The organism is Acinetobacter sp. YH12128 (genome assembly GCF_013418655.1).
GTDB lineage: Bacteria > Pseudomonadota > Gammaproteobacteria > Pseudomonadales > Moraxellaceae > Acinetobacter > Acinetobacter amyesii.
The window spans coordinates 31052-45819 of the sequence record NZ_VPBO01000017.1 but is presented as its reverse complement, the minus strand read 5'-3'; the positions used below and the strand labels follow the sequence as shown (position 1 = coordinate 45819).

The 14768-nt window shown below is 40.3% G+C and carries 15 protein-coding genes; 5 read left to right on the top strand and 10 right to left on the bottom strand.

Annotated elements, in window-relative coordinates; translation table 11 throughout:
• Positions 1-123 precede the first annotated feature (123 nt).
• Both FTU64_RS10315 and coq7 read left to right on the top strand, forming a co-directional pair.
• Positions 124-1443, top strand: coding sequence for an MFS transporter (locus tag FTU64_RS10315; RefSeq protein ID WP_180059710.1), 1320 nt, complete (start codon positions 124-126; stop codon positions 1441-1443).
• Positions 1444-1446: 3 nt separating this feature from the next.
• Positions 1447-2082 carry a 2-polyprenyl-3-methyl-6-methoxy-1,4-benzoquinone monooxygenase gene (gene coq7, locus FTU64_RS10310; RefSeq protein WP_180004953.1) on the top strand — a complete coding sequence of 212 codons (636 nt, stop codon included), beginning with the start codon at positions 1447-1449 and terminating at the stop codon, positions 2080-2082.
• Between the two features lie 69 nt (positions 2083-2151).
• Here the strand turns inward: coq7 and FTU64_RS10305 are convergent, their stop codons facing one another.
• The 7 genes from FTU64_RS10305 to FTU64_RS10275 all read right to left on the bottom strand — a co-directional run bounded on the left by FTU64_RS10305 (position 2152) and on the right by FTU64_RS10275 (position 7348).
• A complete protein-coding gene (locus FTU64_RS10305) occupies positions 2152-2832 on the bottom strand; it encodes a hypothetical protein (RefSeq protein ID WP_180059709.1) in 681 nt (226 codons plus the stop codon).
• A gap of 77 nt (positions 2833-2909) precedes the next feature.
• Complete coding sequence (locus FTU64_RS10300) at positions 2910-3305, bottom strand: DedA family protein (RefSeq protein ID WP_180059708.1); 396 nt, start codon at positions 3303-3305, stop codon at positions 2910-2912.
• Positions 3306-3634: 329 nt separating this feature from the next.
• On the bottom strand, positions 3635-4084 hold the full coding sequence (locus tag FTU64_RS10295; protein ID WP_078193947.1) for a 2-amino-4-hydroxy-6-hydroxymethyldihydropteridine diphosphokinase: 450 nt from the start codon (positions 4082-4084) through the stop codon (positions 3635-3637).
• The gene (gene folB / locus FTU64_RS10290; protein ID WP_180004951.1) at positions 4041-4421 is read right to left on the bottom strand and encodes a dihydroneopterin aldolase; all 381 of its coding nucleotides are present in this window, start codon (positions 4419-4421) and stop codon (positions 4041-4043) included. Before folB ends, FTU64_RS10295 begins: the two co-directional genes overlap by 44 nt.
• 83 nt (positions 4422-4504) lie before the next feature.
• Positions 4505-5803 carry an AarF/ABC1/UbiB kinase family protein gene (locus tag FTU64_RS10285; RefSeq protein ID WP_180059707.1) on the bottom strand — a complete coding sequence of 433 codons (1299 nt, stop codon included), beginning with the start codon at positions 5801-5803 and terminating at the stop codon, positions 4505-4507.
• A 58-nt stretch (positions 5804-5861) separates the two neighbouring features.
• Complete coding sequence (locus tag FTU64_RS10280; protein ID WP_180059706.1) at positions 5862-6641, bottom strand: HesA/MoeB/ThiF family protein; 780 nt, start codon at positions 6639-6641, stop codon at positions 5862-5864.
• Positions 6642-6745: 104 nt separating this feature from the next.
• Positions 6746-7348: a TetR/AcrR family transcriptional regulator gene (locus tag FTU64_RS10275; RefSeq protein ID WP_180022024.1), complete on the bottom strand. Its 603-nt coding sequence runs from the start codon at positions 7346-7348 to the stop codon at positions 6746-6748.
• A gap of 71 nt (positions 7349-7419) precedes the next feature.
• Here FTU64_RS10275 and FTU64_RS10270 point away from each other — a divergent pair, with 71 nt between their 5' ends.
• Positions 7420-8619, top strand: coding sequence for a multidrug effflux MFS transporter (locus FTU64_RS10270; protein ID WP_257222239.1), 1200 nt, complete (start codon positions 7420-7422; stop codon positions 8617-8619).
• Between the two features lie 100 nt (positions 8620-8719).
• Here the strand turns inward: FTU64_RS10270 and FTU64_RS10265 are convergent, their stop codons facing one another.
• From FTU64_RS10265 to FTU64_RS10255, 3 genes are all read right to left on the bottom strand, one after another.
• On the bottom strand, positions 8720-10363 hold the full coding sequence (locus tag FTU64_RS10265; protein WP_180055900.1) for an AMP-binding protein: 1644 nt from the start codon (positions 10361-10363) through the stop codon (positions 8720-8722).
• 310 nt (positions 10364-10673) lie between these two features.
• Positions 10674-11810: an acyl-CoA dehydrogenase family protein gene (locus FTU64_RS10260; RefSeq protein WP_180010358.1), complete on the bottom strand. Its 1137-nt coding sequence runs from the start codon at positions 11808-11810 to the stop codon at positions 10674-10676.
• Positions 11811-12128: 318 nt separating this feature from the next.
• Positions 12129-12899: a 3-hydroxyacyl-CoA dehydrogenase gene (locus tag FTU64_RS10255; protein ID WP_078188564.1), complete on the bottom strand. Its 771-nt coding sequence runs from the start codon at positions 12897-12899 to the stop codon at positions 12129-12131.
• A 141-nt stretch (positions 12900-13040) separates the two neighbouring features.
• On the opposite strand from FTU64_RS10255, the gene FTU64_RS10250 reads away from it, so the two are divergent.
• Positions 13041-14075 carry an AraC family transcriptional regulator gene (locus tag FTU64_RS10250; protein ID WP_180055899.1) on the top strand — a complete coding sequence of 345 codons (1035 nt, stop codon included), beginning with the start codon at positions 13041-13043 and terminating at the stop codon, positions 14073-14075.
• Positions 14076-14275: 200 nt separating this feature from the next.
• Positions 14276-14629: a hypothetical protein gene (locus FTU64_RS10245; RefSeq protein ID WP_180055898.1), complete on the top strand. Its 354-nt coding sequence runs from the start codon at positions 14276-14278 to the stop codon at positions 14627-14629.
• Positions 14630-14768: the final 139 nt, after the last annotated feature.

Here is a 14768-nt window from a genome sequence, read left to right as displayed (position 1 = left end):
CTAAAAATCTTATATCTATTGGTTTTTCGCCATCCCCAAACTCAAAAACATATTACATGATTTTTTTAGAGATTTTACCAATCACTCACATTTCTTAATAAAACTTAATGTAGCAAGACGCTTATGAATAACAACGAACATCTGCTAGGTACACGCCGCTTCCTGCCTATGTTTTTGACCCAATTTTTTGGGGCGCTCAATGACAATGTCTATAAACAGGCTTTATTGTTGGTCATTACCTATGGATTAATCCAACAACAGGCATTACCCATCAGCACGCTAAACAATCTAGCTGCATTATTGTTTATTTTACCCTACTTTATTTTTTCAGCGACAGCGGGACAGATCGCAGATAAGTTTGAACGTTCACAACTTGTCCGTGGTATCAAAATTTTAGAAATTATCATCATGATCATCGGCAGTATTGGCTTTCTGACCGGTCATTTATGGTTATTATTGGTGGCTCTATTTTTGATGGGAACCCATTCGACATTTTTTGGTCCAATCAAATATGCGATTTTGCCTGAAATTTTAAAACCCAATGAGCTGATGTCAGGCAATGCGCTCTTCCAATCGGCAACATCCATGGCAATTTTATTCGGGATGATTTTGGGCGGTGCAGTGATTGCTTCATCTCAAGGCAATTTAATGTGGATCAGCCTGACGGTAATGACCATCGCCATTTTAGGTTATATCACCAGTCGTTTTATTCTTAAGCAAAATGTCACAACACCTGATTTAAAAATCGATTGGAATTTTTTTCGTACCAGTTACCAAACGATGAAATATGCCAAAAGTTTGCCGCTGATTTTTACCATTTTATTGGGGAACTCGTGGTATTGGTTTTATGGTGCTACCTACCTCACTCAAATTCCACAAATGACCCAGCAAAACCTACATGCCTCTGAAAATGTCGTTAGCTTGCTATTGACTTTTTTCTCTGTGGGTGTGGGCGTGGGTTCATTACTTTGTCGTAAATTGGGCGGCACTCAAGTCAATATTAAGATGGTTCCCATCGGTGCTGTAGGTTTAACGGTATTTGCACTGTATTTAGCCTTTAGTTTGACCCTCGTCCCTACTCAAACTGGCCCACTTATTACCCTTTCAGAAGTTTTTCATCAAGGTTGGGGCTATTACCATGTCATGATTGCCGTGACTTTATTGGGCATTAGTGGCGGATTTTACATCGTTCCACTCTATGCAATGATGCAAGCTTACTCCCCACGCTCACATCGTGCGCGAGTCGTTGCCGCAAACAACATTTTAAATGCGGTATTTATGGTATCTTCTGCTATATTTTCAATTATTATTCTGAGTGTTTTAAAGATTGATATTAAAATACTTTTTTGTATAACCGCAGTGCTCAGTGCAATTTTTTGTATTTGGCTGCTATTACGCATCAAACCTTTGCTTCAAACTACGCAAGTCTCTCTGGAGGATTAATCCATGCGTCAATTTACAGGTGTCGACAAACTTATTCACTCATTTGATCAGGCCTTACGTAGTTTAGTTCCCGGAGCAACGGCTGCACATCGTGAAAATCCGTCTGTTGCTGAAAAGACTCAACTTGCAGTCAGTGAAGCACGTCATGTGGCGGGTCTAATGCGTGTCAACCATAGTGGTGAAGTTTGTGCCCAAGCGCTTTATCATGGCCAAGCACTCACCGCTAAACTGCCAAATGTCCGCCGTGAAATGGAACACGCTGCGATTGAAGAACAAGATCATTTGGCTTGGTGTGAAGACCGCTTAAAAGAATTAGACAGCCATACTAGTCTGCTCAACCCTGTTTGGTACGGCCTTTCTTTTGGGATGGGTGCATTGGCAGGTATTGCCGGTGATAAATACAGCTTAGGTTTTGTCGCTGAAACTGAGCGCCAAGTGAGCCTGCATTTAGAAGATCACATCCGCCAACTTCCTGAACAAGACGAACGTTCACGTAAAATTTTAGTGCAAATGAATGAAGATGAGCTGCATCACCGTGATACAGCACTCAATGCAGGTGGTGTAGACCTTCCTGTTCCAGTTCGTATTGCCATGACTGGTATTTCAAAGCTGATGACCAAAACCAGTTATTACATTTAATGCTTTTCTAATGATTGTCGCTAAGTTCTATAAATAGTGAACAAAAAGCCTGCAATGATGCAGGCTTTTTCATAAGTAATGTTTTGACTCTAATACAATAATTCCTTCGCCATCAAAACAGTTTATAGGCTGCCATCGACTTGGTGTAAACCAATCAAAATTCAAACTATAAAGTTGCTCAGTGGACGGATAACCTGATCCACCTAATTCAAGCAGCCATCCTGCCGGACAAATTTCCTTTTGGTTATTCATCATAACGGTTTGATCATGTGCCAATTCCAGCAATAAATGACGATCCAGCTCAAATGCAATAACATCAAATCCAGCTATTTGAATAATCTCTGGAAAACGAGCCGAAGTCAGACCTTGACGAATATCAGTCATCTGTTCCAGAGTATAGTCGGTTTCAAATGATCGGTTAATCCACGTGCCTTCAGGCAGTACAACCTCTCCAAAGTTTAAGGGTTCCTGCAACTGTATATGAATTTTCTTTTGATGCTGCCACTCTGCATAGTCAGAACTAAGATCTGAAATCACGAACAATCCCAGCGTTACTGCAACAAATAAAGGGAAAAACAATACGCCAGATAAACCAATTTTAAGTACCGCATTTACTTTATATGGTCGATTTTTTTGCTTTTTATACCAATTATTCCAACTCAACCAAATCGCAATGACAATAAATAGCACCAAAATCGCAAAGCAAATAATAAGGAAACCTCCCGCACCCGCACCATAACCTAAGCCCATATTGCGCTCACTAAATATCCCTTTAAATCTTTTGATTATGTTTTGACGATTTTATCAGATCAGCCACGTTCACTTTATCAATGTTGATGATGCTTACGCCACCACTTCAACACCGTATAGAGCACACGGAAGAATACGATACATAAAATAACGGCAATAACGATGTAAATATCTTGATGATAAGGCAGCATTTTCGCCCAAAATAGATGTAAATAATGACTGATTTGGAAGCCAATCATTGCGACCAACATCGCCCAAATAAAACAGGCAACTAGATTAATCAGCACATATTTCCAAACAGGATAAGCACGCACACCGACTGCAATAGGTAAAATAGTTCTAAAACCCCAAGCAAAGCGCATAAATAAAATGGTCAAAATAGGATAATGTTCAATAAACTGGCTCGCACGATCGAATTTTTGTGCAAATTCAGCATTAGTCTGGATGAGTTTTTGCCCATAGCGAGCGCCCATTTGATAATAAAACTGCCTAGCATCGCCACCGCAATCAACATTGGAAAATGAAGTATGTGTTGATGGACGGCATAGGCGCCAATCATCAGCACTGTTTCTCCTTCAAACAATGTGCCAATAAAAATCGCAATATAGCCATAGTGCTGAATCAGATCAGTCCAGTTCATATCATTATTTTGAAGCTAAAAAGATAATGTAATCCTGCGACAGCCTATACGCTAGCGCATACCATGACAGGATTTGAATATTTTTGTTATTGTTTATCTAGCGTATTTAAGGTCAGTTTGAAATATCACTCATGTGCATTGAAAACATTTCGTTTCATTCGCTCAATCCACTAAAACTTTTTGGCAACTCACCATAGGAAATTGATGTGCTGGATGTTCAAACATTTCATTTTTCCAAATGTCGAACATTGGTATTTTAACATCGAGTGCTAAAGGCAGTTTTTTCGGATTAAATTGCATGTGCGCTAAGCTTTCGCCCCACGCGATCAGATCCAGATCCAAAGCGATATTATGAGACGGACGAACACGACCTGAGTCTGCTTCCATTTTTTTCAGTAAGGTGCTGATTTCATCTACAGATAAACTGCTTTTCACCAAACAAGCTGCATTCCAATAATCCGCCCCAATGCCATCACGACAAGGAATCACATAAATTTTGGAAAATTCAACATGACCCAAAGCCTGAATTTGACGTAAAGCCTGTTGAAAATGCGGTTTGGGATTGAAATTACTCGCCAGAGCTAGGGCGAAAATCGTTTCGGTGGCGTTCAAGACGAATTCCTACAGAATTGGCTTGCGCGATAATGGCAGGCTTCCGGATGCTAATCATAATAGATTCAATGCTGTCATAGGTAGCAAAAAGTGCATCAATCACCAGTTTTGCTGCATGTTCGATCAATTTAGGTTGAGCAGTTTGAATGACTTTGGCTGATATTTCGCAAATTTCAGCATAATTCAAGGTATCTTCAAGCTCATCTGACTGAGCCGCCTGCGCTAAACTGGTTTGAATATTGAGGTCGAGCATCAAAGGCTGAATAATTTGACGCTCCCAATTGAAACAGCCGACTACAGTTTCAACTTTCAAACCTTCAATGATAATTGCGTCCATTCTTACACTCAAAATAAAATCTTAAACATCGATAAAATCCTCCTGTTTAAGCAAGAGGATTTTATTTATATCTTGCGGCTAAATTATTGCTTCAACAATAAATTAGGATCCATAGTCTGCACCATCTGAATACGCTGGTCTGCATAAATATCGGTATATGGCGCAAGGATGCGCATAAAGCGATCGAAGTACAACATTTGTTTGAATAATAAAGCGAAGTCACGTGGGAAGCGAATACCATGACGCTCTCCGACTTGTACCATATCAATCATGATGTCATTCAAATCGGCAGGATTCGAGGTTAATAACTCTTGCGGATCGGCCAAAAGCACACCGCTAAATAAGCGCTCTAAGTCGGCAGCTAAGACTTGTGTGTCAATTTTGACAGCCGTCATGCCCATTTTCAGCATATTTTCAGCCATCAAGTTGTAGTCAGTTTTTTGTAGGGCATCCATAAACGCAATACATGCTGTCCACACTTCAGGTTTCAACTGGCCCACGATACCAAAATCGATGAATCCAACTCGACCATCTTCAAGCAACATCAGGTTGCCTGCATGTAAGTCTGCATGGAAACTATTACATAACATCAAGCTGCCAAACCATGTATTCATCGCTGTCACCAAAACTTGCGATGGATCTTTAGCGACTTTCTTGACCACGTCAAAATCGGTCAATGGCACGCCGTATAAACGTTCCATGGTTAAGACACGACGTGTTGAATATTGGTGATAAACCTTTGGTGCTGTTGCGGCTTTGTTTTGAGTTACGTTCAGATAATTCACAAAGTCGTCAAGATTTTGAGCTTCTTCAATAAAGTCCACTTCACGTACCATGCGAACTTTAATTTCTTCAACAATATCTGCAAGTGAAGCAAATTTGACTTTGGGTACAGCTTTTTCAACCAGTTTAGTAGCCCAATGTAAGACATTTAAATCTGTATAGAGAATCGTCTCGACACCCGGCTTTTGCACCTTGATAACAACATTTTCACCACTGACCAATTTAGCAGCGTGTACCTGTGCAATAGATGCAGAAGCCAAAGGCTTTTCATCAATTGAAGCAAATATTTCATCTAAATTACGGCCAGCAAATTCTGAAGCCAATACCTGCTGCACATAACTAAACGGCAATGACGGTGTCTGATCTAAACAGCCTTGAAACTCTTCTACATATTCACGCGGAAATAAAGAAGGTGTACTGGCAATAAATTGACCTAATTTAATATAGGTTGAACCTAGTGATTCAAAAGTTTCACGCATTAATTTTGCGTTACTTGGTTTTTCAGTTGCATATTTAAAGCCGGCTTTTGCCGCAACGACAGCGGTCTCACCCATGCGGGCAACCGAGCGAATTCCATCTAACCAGATATTGTTTTTCATAATGTCTTAGAAAAAAATAATTAACGTGAGTGTAGCAAAAAAATAAGGGCTTGCTGCTTTATCTTGCCTGACAGATTGGACAATCGGGATCTATTTCAAAAGCGAGAATTTTTTGTTTCATTGACAGACCATCCCACAACAAAAGTTTTTGTTTCAATACTGTCTTTCCTAAACCCAAATAAAGCAAAGCATGATGAGCTTGCAAACTTGCCATAACATTTGGTGTGGTTGCAAGCACACCCGAGTCTGCACAGCGCAAACTTTCATTGGCATGCTGTTCTTTTGGAAATAGACATTCATAACATGCCGCGTTTCCTTCGACCATAAACAGTTGCCCTTGGAAACCAATCGCTGAAGCACTAATCAGCGCCATATTATTTTCTACGCAGCTTGCATTGACCAAATAACGCGTGCTGAAATTATCACAACCGTCGAGAACCAAATCTTGCTGTGAAATCAATGCCTTTGCATTGCTTTCATCTAATTTTGAGGTATAGCTTTGCACACGGATATACGGGTTAATCGTTTGTAAACGTTTAGCCAAAATTTCAGCTTTATAAAAACCTACATCGTGTTCGATATACGCGATTTGTCGTTGCAAATTACTGATTTCAATGCGATCTGCATCGATCAAAGTGATTTGGCCAACGCCTGCACGTGCCAATAATTCGGCTGTAGTACAACCAATTCCACCACACCCTACGATGAGTACATTGGCAAGTTTTAGCTTCTCTTGCGCATCGATGTCCCAACCATCAAGCAATATTTGACGGCTGTATAGATGCATTTCATCATCACTTAATTCCATGTCTGAATCTAGATCGAGCTGTGCATCCATGTTCTGCTATCTCATTTAAAACATAAAACCGAGGCCATTATAACGAGCAATCCAAAGATAAGGACGAAAATAAATATTCAATTTTGCTATGAAAATTTAGGCATTCACATTTTAAACAAAGCCTGAATACTTTGTTCAATTGCCGTATTTACCTGCTGCATATCGATCTGCTGATTTAAAAATAGTAAATCGACGAAAGGCTTCGAAATGGTTGCACCAAATAACATATCCGCCATGATATCTGCATTTAAGTTCAATACAAATTGGGCACTTGGAATATGACTCACAGTATGAATCAAATGATCTCGGCTTTTGGCGATACCTTTTTCATAAAAAGTATCACTTATTCCATCAACACCAACACGCTCTGCGATCGCCAGTCGGCACAACTTAATATGCCGCTCGGACAGGACATGCTCAGCGATTTTCTTCAACTGATTCTGCAAGGCCAACACACGATCTAAACTATTGGCATCAAAAGCATCTTCAGTCCAGATATAGGACGACTCAACCAATGAAATAAGCAGTTCACGTTTATCAGAAAAATACACATATAGCGTTTTTTTAGACATACCTGCTGCGGTCGCAATTTCAGACATGGTGACATTTTCAAAGCCCTTCTCACCAAAGAGTTGTTCTGCAATAGAAAAGATTTCTGCACGCCGCTGTTCTGCCGACATGACCAAAGGACGGCCTAGTTTTGCCAATGCTGCTCTCCTTAACTTAGGGAACCAATAGGTTTCATAATGCGCCGCTTTTCACAAGATCCGACCACATTATGACAGCATCAAATACACGTGCAATGCTCATACTCATTGCATTACTCGCAACCATCGGCCCGATAGGTATTGATATGTACCTACCAAGCATTCCCGCTATGGCAACATCTTTAGGGAGTAGCGAAGGTGCGATCCAACTGAGTTTGATGACATTTTTTGTGGGTTTAATGCTTGGCCAGCTGATGTATGACCCACTCTCGGATAAATTTGGCCGTAAGCCGCTTATTTACTTAGGTTTAGGAATTTATATTTTAGGCTCAATCGGCTGCGCATTTGCACAAAGCGTTGAACAATTACAATGGATTCGGTTTATTCAAGGTTTAGGTGGTTCAATTGGGATGGTGATTGCGTTTGCCATCATCAAAGATCAGTTTCAAGGCCCCGCAATGGGCAAAATGATGTCAATGGTTTTGGCGATATTAGGCCTTTCATTGGTGGCTGCACCTCTAATTGGTGATGGCTTGCAGGCTTTAGGTTCATGGCGAAATATTTTTATTTTTTTAGCCGTATATGCCGCGATTGTATTGGCAGCCGTTGCAATGCTACTCCCTGAAACACGTCAAGTGGAAATGCGCCAACAATTCAAGCTTTCACAAACCATCAAATTATATGGGCAAATTATCAGGGATCGTAAGTTCATCATTTACTCACTGACACTGTGTATTGCGCAAGCTGGCTTCTTTGCTTATATCGCTGGTTCAGCCAGTGTATTTATCAGTGAGTATCAGCTAAGTTCTACCCAATTTAGCCTGCTCTTTGCATTCAATGCATTTGGTTTAATTGCTGCTGCAATCTTTAACCCCAAAGTGCATGAAAAATTTGGACCACTGAATGCCTATAAAATCATGAACAGCAGTTTCTTACTCATCATGGCTATACTGCTCCTTGCGATATGCTTAGGCTATTCAAATCTAATATTCTTCTGTAGCGCACTATTTATTGCCGTTGCACTATTAGGTTTCATTATGCCTACCGGCAGCCAGTTGGCTCTTATGTTTCAGCATAAAAATGCTGGCACAGCATCTGCATTATTAGGTGCTTTACAATTTGGCTTTGGTGCGATCATTACAACTTTAACCGGTAAATTTAGTAATTTTGGCAGCTTAGGTTTAGTCACAATCATGTTTGCTTGTGCACTTATTTCTGCACTGCTTTGCCTCATGAGCTTTCCAAAACATTTACCGATGTCTCAGCATTAAAATTGCCAAATCAAAAATAATTATTATCCAACTTCAGATAAGCAAATCGAAAAAAGGCTGCATGTACGCAGCCTTTCCTTTAATCCATCTCAGCCTAAACTTAACTGACCTTTTGCATTAATTGCGCTTTGGCCACTTCTTGTTGTTTCAACAGATTACGTTGGATTTTTCCACTCGATGTTTTAGGCAACCCATCTACAAATTCAATTTCTTTTGGATAAGCATGCTTGGATAAACGAGATCGCACATAGGCTTGTAGCTTATCCATGAGTTCTGAACTTGCTTGATATTGTGGTTTCAATACCACAAAAGCTTTGACCAATTCTGTACGCTCAGGATCAGGCTTACCGACAACTGCCGATTCTAAAACCTCTTCGCACTCTAATAATGTGCTTTCCACATCGAAAGGTCCTACACGATAGCCTGACGTTGTAATGACATCGTCAGCACGACCCACAAAATCAATGCCGCCTTCTTCGTTTAAACGAACGGTATCACCGGTTAAATAGTAGTTCCCGACAAAGGCTTTACGGTTATTGCCACCATAGCCTGTGAACCACATCAGTGGAGATTGCGACCAATCTAATGCCAATGTTCCAATGCCACCACGTTCAATTTCTTGATAGTCTTTATTAAGCACCGCGAAACGATGGCCCGGTATAGCAAAACCGGCTGAACCCACTTTTTTGTAGTGTTCTAAAGCATGATGATTTGCAATCACCATTCCAAGTTCCGTTTGTCCATATTGGTCATAAATATTGACGTTTAAGTCGTGATTAAACCATTGAATCACTTCAGGCGTTAGCGGCTCACCTGCGCTACTCACAACCCGTAAATGTGATTTTATGGATGCGTCAAATTTTTCTTTGAAGCCAAAGAACATACGAAAAGCCGTTGGTGAACCAGTCAAATTACTGACTTTATATTTTTTGATGACTTGAAGTGCATGATCAACACTAAAAGCCCGTTCATCCATAATAATGCTGTGTCCTAAACTTAATGGCCCTGCAATTCCATAGTACAAACCATAAGCCCAACCCGGATCTGCCAAATTCCAAAATGAATCTTCATCACGCAAATCAACCGCATGTGTCATATACCCTTTAAATGCCAATAACGCTTTGTGTGGCACAGGTACAGACTTGGCTAAACCGGTCGTTCCCGATGTAAACATCATTAAAAATTCATCGTCAAATGAACGGGGAACTGAGTTAAATGTGGCGTCATGCAATTGCAACTCTGACCAAAAGTCAGGATCTGTTTGAATTGCTTGATCGGCATGTACGTTTAAAATATGCGGTAAATCAATGTGATTAAGTTTTGATCGTTGCTCAGTGTTGGTTACAATCAGCTTTGTTCCCGCAGTTTGCACCCGATGCTCAATCGCTTTGGACTCAAATGCCGTAAACAAAGGCTGATAAATTGCCCCTATACGCCATGTTGCCAAAATAGTAATCAATAACTCTGCAGTACGGGGTAATAGACCTGCAATGCAATCACCTGCTTTTAGCCCAATGCGCTGATAATAATTCGCCAATTGTGCCGAAGCTAAATCTAATTGCTCAAAAGTCCATTGTTCAGATTCACCATTTTTACCTTCCCAGATCAGTGCAGTTCGATTTTGCCCAACATAGCGCCCACAACATTCATCATAAGCATTGATTGAACTTGGCGTACCGACCAATTGTTCTGCAACCATTTTTTCAAAATTAAAATCACGATATGCTTGTTCTAGTGTCTTCATGACGACAATTCCTATCCTGTTCTCTATGATTCAAAGTGCAAGACTTTGAGGTTTATTGATCTTGTTGTTGTACCGCTGCGTACTAGTGACGATTCCTTTGCCACATCCGCTTTTACTGCTTTTCTATACACCGATTGCAATGTCGGTTTTTTAGTTTTGAAACTTATACTCTTCGACAATCTATTCGTAAATTACCTATTCTTAGACTGTCTATACCTAGATAACCATGTTTGGATGTGCCCTGCAATTTCCATAACCATCAACGCCATTGCAGGGTTTGAACATCGACTAAAGTCTATTTTTTAACCTTTCACCCTTTGGTGACTTCACGTGCAATCACCAGCCGCTGAATGTCCGATGCACCTTCATAGATTTGACTGACACGCACATCACGATAAATTCGTTCTACTGGGAAATCAGATACATAACCATAGCCCCCATGAATCTGAATCGCATCTGAACACACCCGTTCAGCCATCGTCGATGCAAAAAGTTTCGCCATCGAGGCTTCTTTTAAACATGGAAAACCTGCATCTTTTAACGTCGCTGCATGGAAAATCAATTGGCGAGCCGCCTCAATTTGGGTAGCCATATCCGCGAGGCGAAATGCCACGGCCTGATGCTGTACAATCTCTACGCCGAATGCCTTGCGTTCATTGGCATATTCAACGGCTGCATCTAATGCCGCACGGGCCATACCCACAGACTGTGCTGCAATACCAATTCGACCTGACTCTAAGTTCGATAAGGCAATTTTATAGCCTTCACCCTCTTGGCCTAAAAGACTGTCTGTAGGAATACGACAGTCATCTAAAACAATCGTTGCTGTATCGGAACAATGCTGACCCATTTTGTCTTCTAAACGCGTTACGATATAACCCGGCGCATCCGTTGGTACTAAAAAGCACGAAATCCCTTTTTTACCTGCAGACTTATCCGTTACCGCAAAAACCAAGGCTACTTGGGCATGTTTTCCTGTGGTAATAAATTGCTTGGTGCCATTTAACACCCACTCGTCACCATCACGCTCCGCTTTACATTCCAACGCACTCGCATCTGAACCCACTTGTGGTTCTGTTAAGCAAAAACATCCCAACCATTCGCCTGTGGCTAATTTTTTTAAGTATTTTTCTTTTTGTGCTTCTGTACCATAACGCTGCGTGATGCCACATGGCAGTGAGTTTTGTACGCTAACAATTGTGGAAATCGCACCATCGCCAGCAGCAATTTCTTCTAAGGCAACAACCAAAGACACATAGTCTAAACCTGCACCACCCCATTCATCCGAAACCGTCATGCCTAAAGCACCTAGCTCACCAAGTTCCTTTAGCTCTTGTGCAGGAAATGCTGCCGTTTTGTCACGCTCTGCTGCCGTTGGTTTCAGTTTTTCTTGCGAATAGCTTCGCATCATGTCCTGAACCATTTTTTGTTCATCATTTAAAATCATGAGACTTCCTTTTCTAAATCTTTTATAGCGCGTATAGCTTTAAATTTTGGATAACTGCGGAATTAAAAATACTTTGGCTGTATAAAGCAAAGTTGGATACACGACGACGTCATTTGCAACTGTCTGAGGCAGGACGCCATTAATCTCTAATGTTTGTGTAATCTGTAAATCAATAAATACTTGATGACGAGTTTTGCAAATGACAATGGTTTTGGTTACTTTTGCCGAAACAAAAGTAACGAGATGAGCTACTGTCAACGAAGTTATTCTCGATCAGACTCCGTCGTAGAAGCCAGAATAAGCAGTTTTAATAAATAACTATTTAGGCTGCATACGAATCGCGCCATCAAGACGAATCACTTCGCCATTGAGATAGGCATTTTCAAAAATATGCGTCACTAATTTTGCAAACTCTTGTGGTTTTGCTAAACGTGGTGGGAAAGGCACCATTTGCCCCAAAGCATCTTGTACATTTTGTGCTAAGCCTTTGAGCATCGGCGTTTCCATAATACCCGGAGCAATGGTCATCACACGGATTGATTCACGTGCAAGCTCACGTGCAAGAGGTAATGTCATTGCAACCACTGCCCCTTTTGATGCTGCATAAGCCGACTGACCAATTTGACCATCGAAAGCCGCAACCGACGCAGTATTCACTATCACGCCACGCTCTTCTTCACCTGCTTTTAATTCATATTTAGCAATCAGTTGTGCCGCATAGCGCAGCATATTGAATGTGCCTGAAACATTAATATTTAATACTTTTTGGAACATCGCCAAATCATGTAATCCGTCACGACCTAAAACTTTTGCAGAAGGTGCGATACCTGCACAGTTCACTAAGCCATTAAGTTGACCAAATTCCGCTTCAACTTGTGCAAAGAAAGCGCCGACCGCTTGTTCATCAGTGACATCCAATTGAACAAATTTGGCATGATCACCCAGTTGACGTTGCATCGCTTCGCCATGCTCATGATTCATATCCACAATAATCACTTTTGCACCCAGGCCAATCAGATGTGTTGCTGTCGCAGCGCCTAGTCCTGATGCACCACCAGTCACAACAAAAACTTTTCCTTTAATGTCCATATCAATTCCCTATTTACGATGTCTTGTTTTAAATTCGACTTAAGATGCAGAGTAAACAGAGAATTTATTCAGTACAATTTCCAAATGTTGCATCTTTTCTGATGTATTTGGACAATTCTGAACAAGGACCTATCCGCACATATGCCGAAGCATGGACTCGAATACAGCAAAGGGACGATTTCAATCGACTTGGTGCATGAAGCATTACACGATGCGCAAAAAAAGCAATTTGATATTTCTGCTATTTTACAAAAGGCGGGTATTCCCTCTGAGTTACTGCTATCGCGTAAAACCAGAGTTTCTGTTTCTCAATATGCGGCTTTATGGACTCATCTTGCAGATGTGATGGATGATGAATTTTTTGGCATGGATCGGCATGCCATGCGACGTGGTAGTTTTAAACTACTTTCGAAAATGGTCATGCATAACAGCACCTTGGGGGATGCACTTAAGCAAATCCTACAATTTTTAAATCTGGTTTTAGATGACTTGCATAGTGATTTAACCATTGAAGATCACTTTGCTTATATCGTGATCTATGACCAACAAGCGCCTAAACGCATGTTCAGCTATGCAACATATTTGATGCTCATCCACACGCTACTGTGCTGGCTAAGTGGACAACGGATTTTATTAAACCAAATCCAATTTAAATGTGATGCACCGCTTGATGATCACGACTATAAAGTTCGCTTCTGTGAAAATATTCATTACCAAGCCAGTCAAAACTATATTCAGCTAGATGCCAGTTACCTAACCCTGCCAATCAAACAAGATACACGTTCGTGGTATCAATTCCTACAACAAACACCTGAAAACCTCTTGGTACGCTTTAAAAACCCGTATGCACTCAGCAGCCAAATTCGTAAACAACTGTTAGACGTTTCTCCTGCCGAATGGTTAGAGTTTTATGAGTTGGCAGTCAAAATGAATATGTCGGAAGCCACAATGCATCGCCGTCTTAAAAGTGAAGGTGTGAGTTATCAACAACTCAAAAATGATATCCGACGTGATACTGCCATCGATTTTTTAACTCATACCGATAAAAGTTTGCAAGATATCAGTGAAGAACTAAATTTTCATGATCCGAGTGCTTTTCATCGGGCATTTAAAAAATGGACAGGCGTCAGTCCCGGTGCGTATCGACAAAATAATGCGCCTGAATTCAAGGCCTAAAATTTGATATTCGCTATTTATAAATTGAATATTCATCTAATTAATAGAAAATCAATAACTTAAAAATATTCAATAAATAGACTGACCATTCATCCTTGAACGATTGCTACTTTAGTCTAATTAGGTTATTTTTCACTCAATTTAAAGCACTTTGCTTATTTATTTTCCAATTCTCCTGCATCTCCTTGAAAGGCTTTCCTATGCTTAAGATGATTGATGTTCTTGAACAACAACTTGTTCAAAACTTTTCAGATTCTCTTTTCACTCAGATTGACGCAATTGATGAACTGTTTCATGAACAGCTTAAAACTGTCGCAGATATTGATTTGCAAAATTTGATCTCACAATTTTTTAGCACTGAAAATGCAGTTGAAGTTGCTCATGCACTGGATATCCAAGCAAATGACATTGAAGCAATTCAAGCAGGTGCAAATCTAAAAGATGAAAATTTAGTCAATGCAACTGCAAAAATTATTGCTTACTGTCTTGCAGTAGAAACATCAGCTTTAGAACAAGTTGAAGTTTTCGATAGCTTACAAGACTACCCAATGTAAGTATTCATCACATATAAAAAGCAGCGAAAGCTGCTTTTTTATTGGAAAGATTATTTGAAGTCTATAATTCACAATAATTTTTGAATATTCATTACACTAAAATATCTAAGCATTTTTCATGCAAGCTTACACATTAATT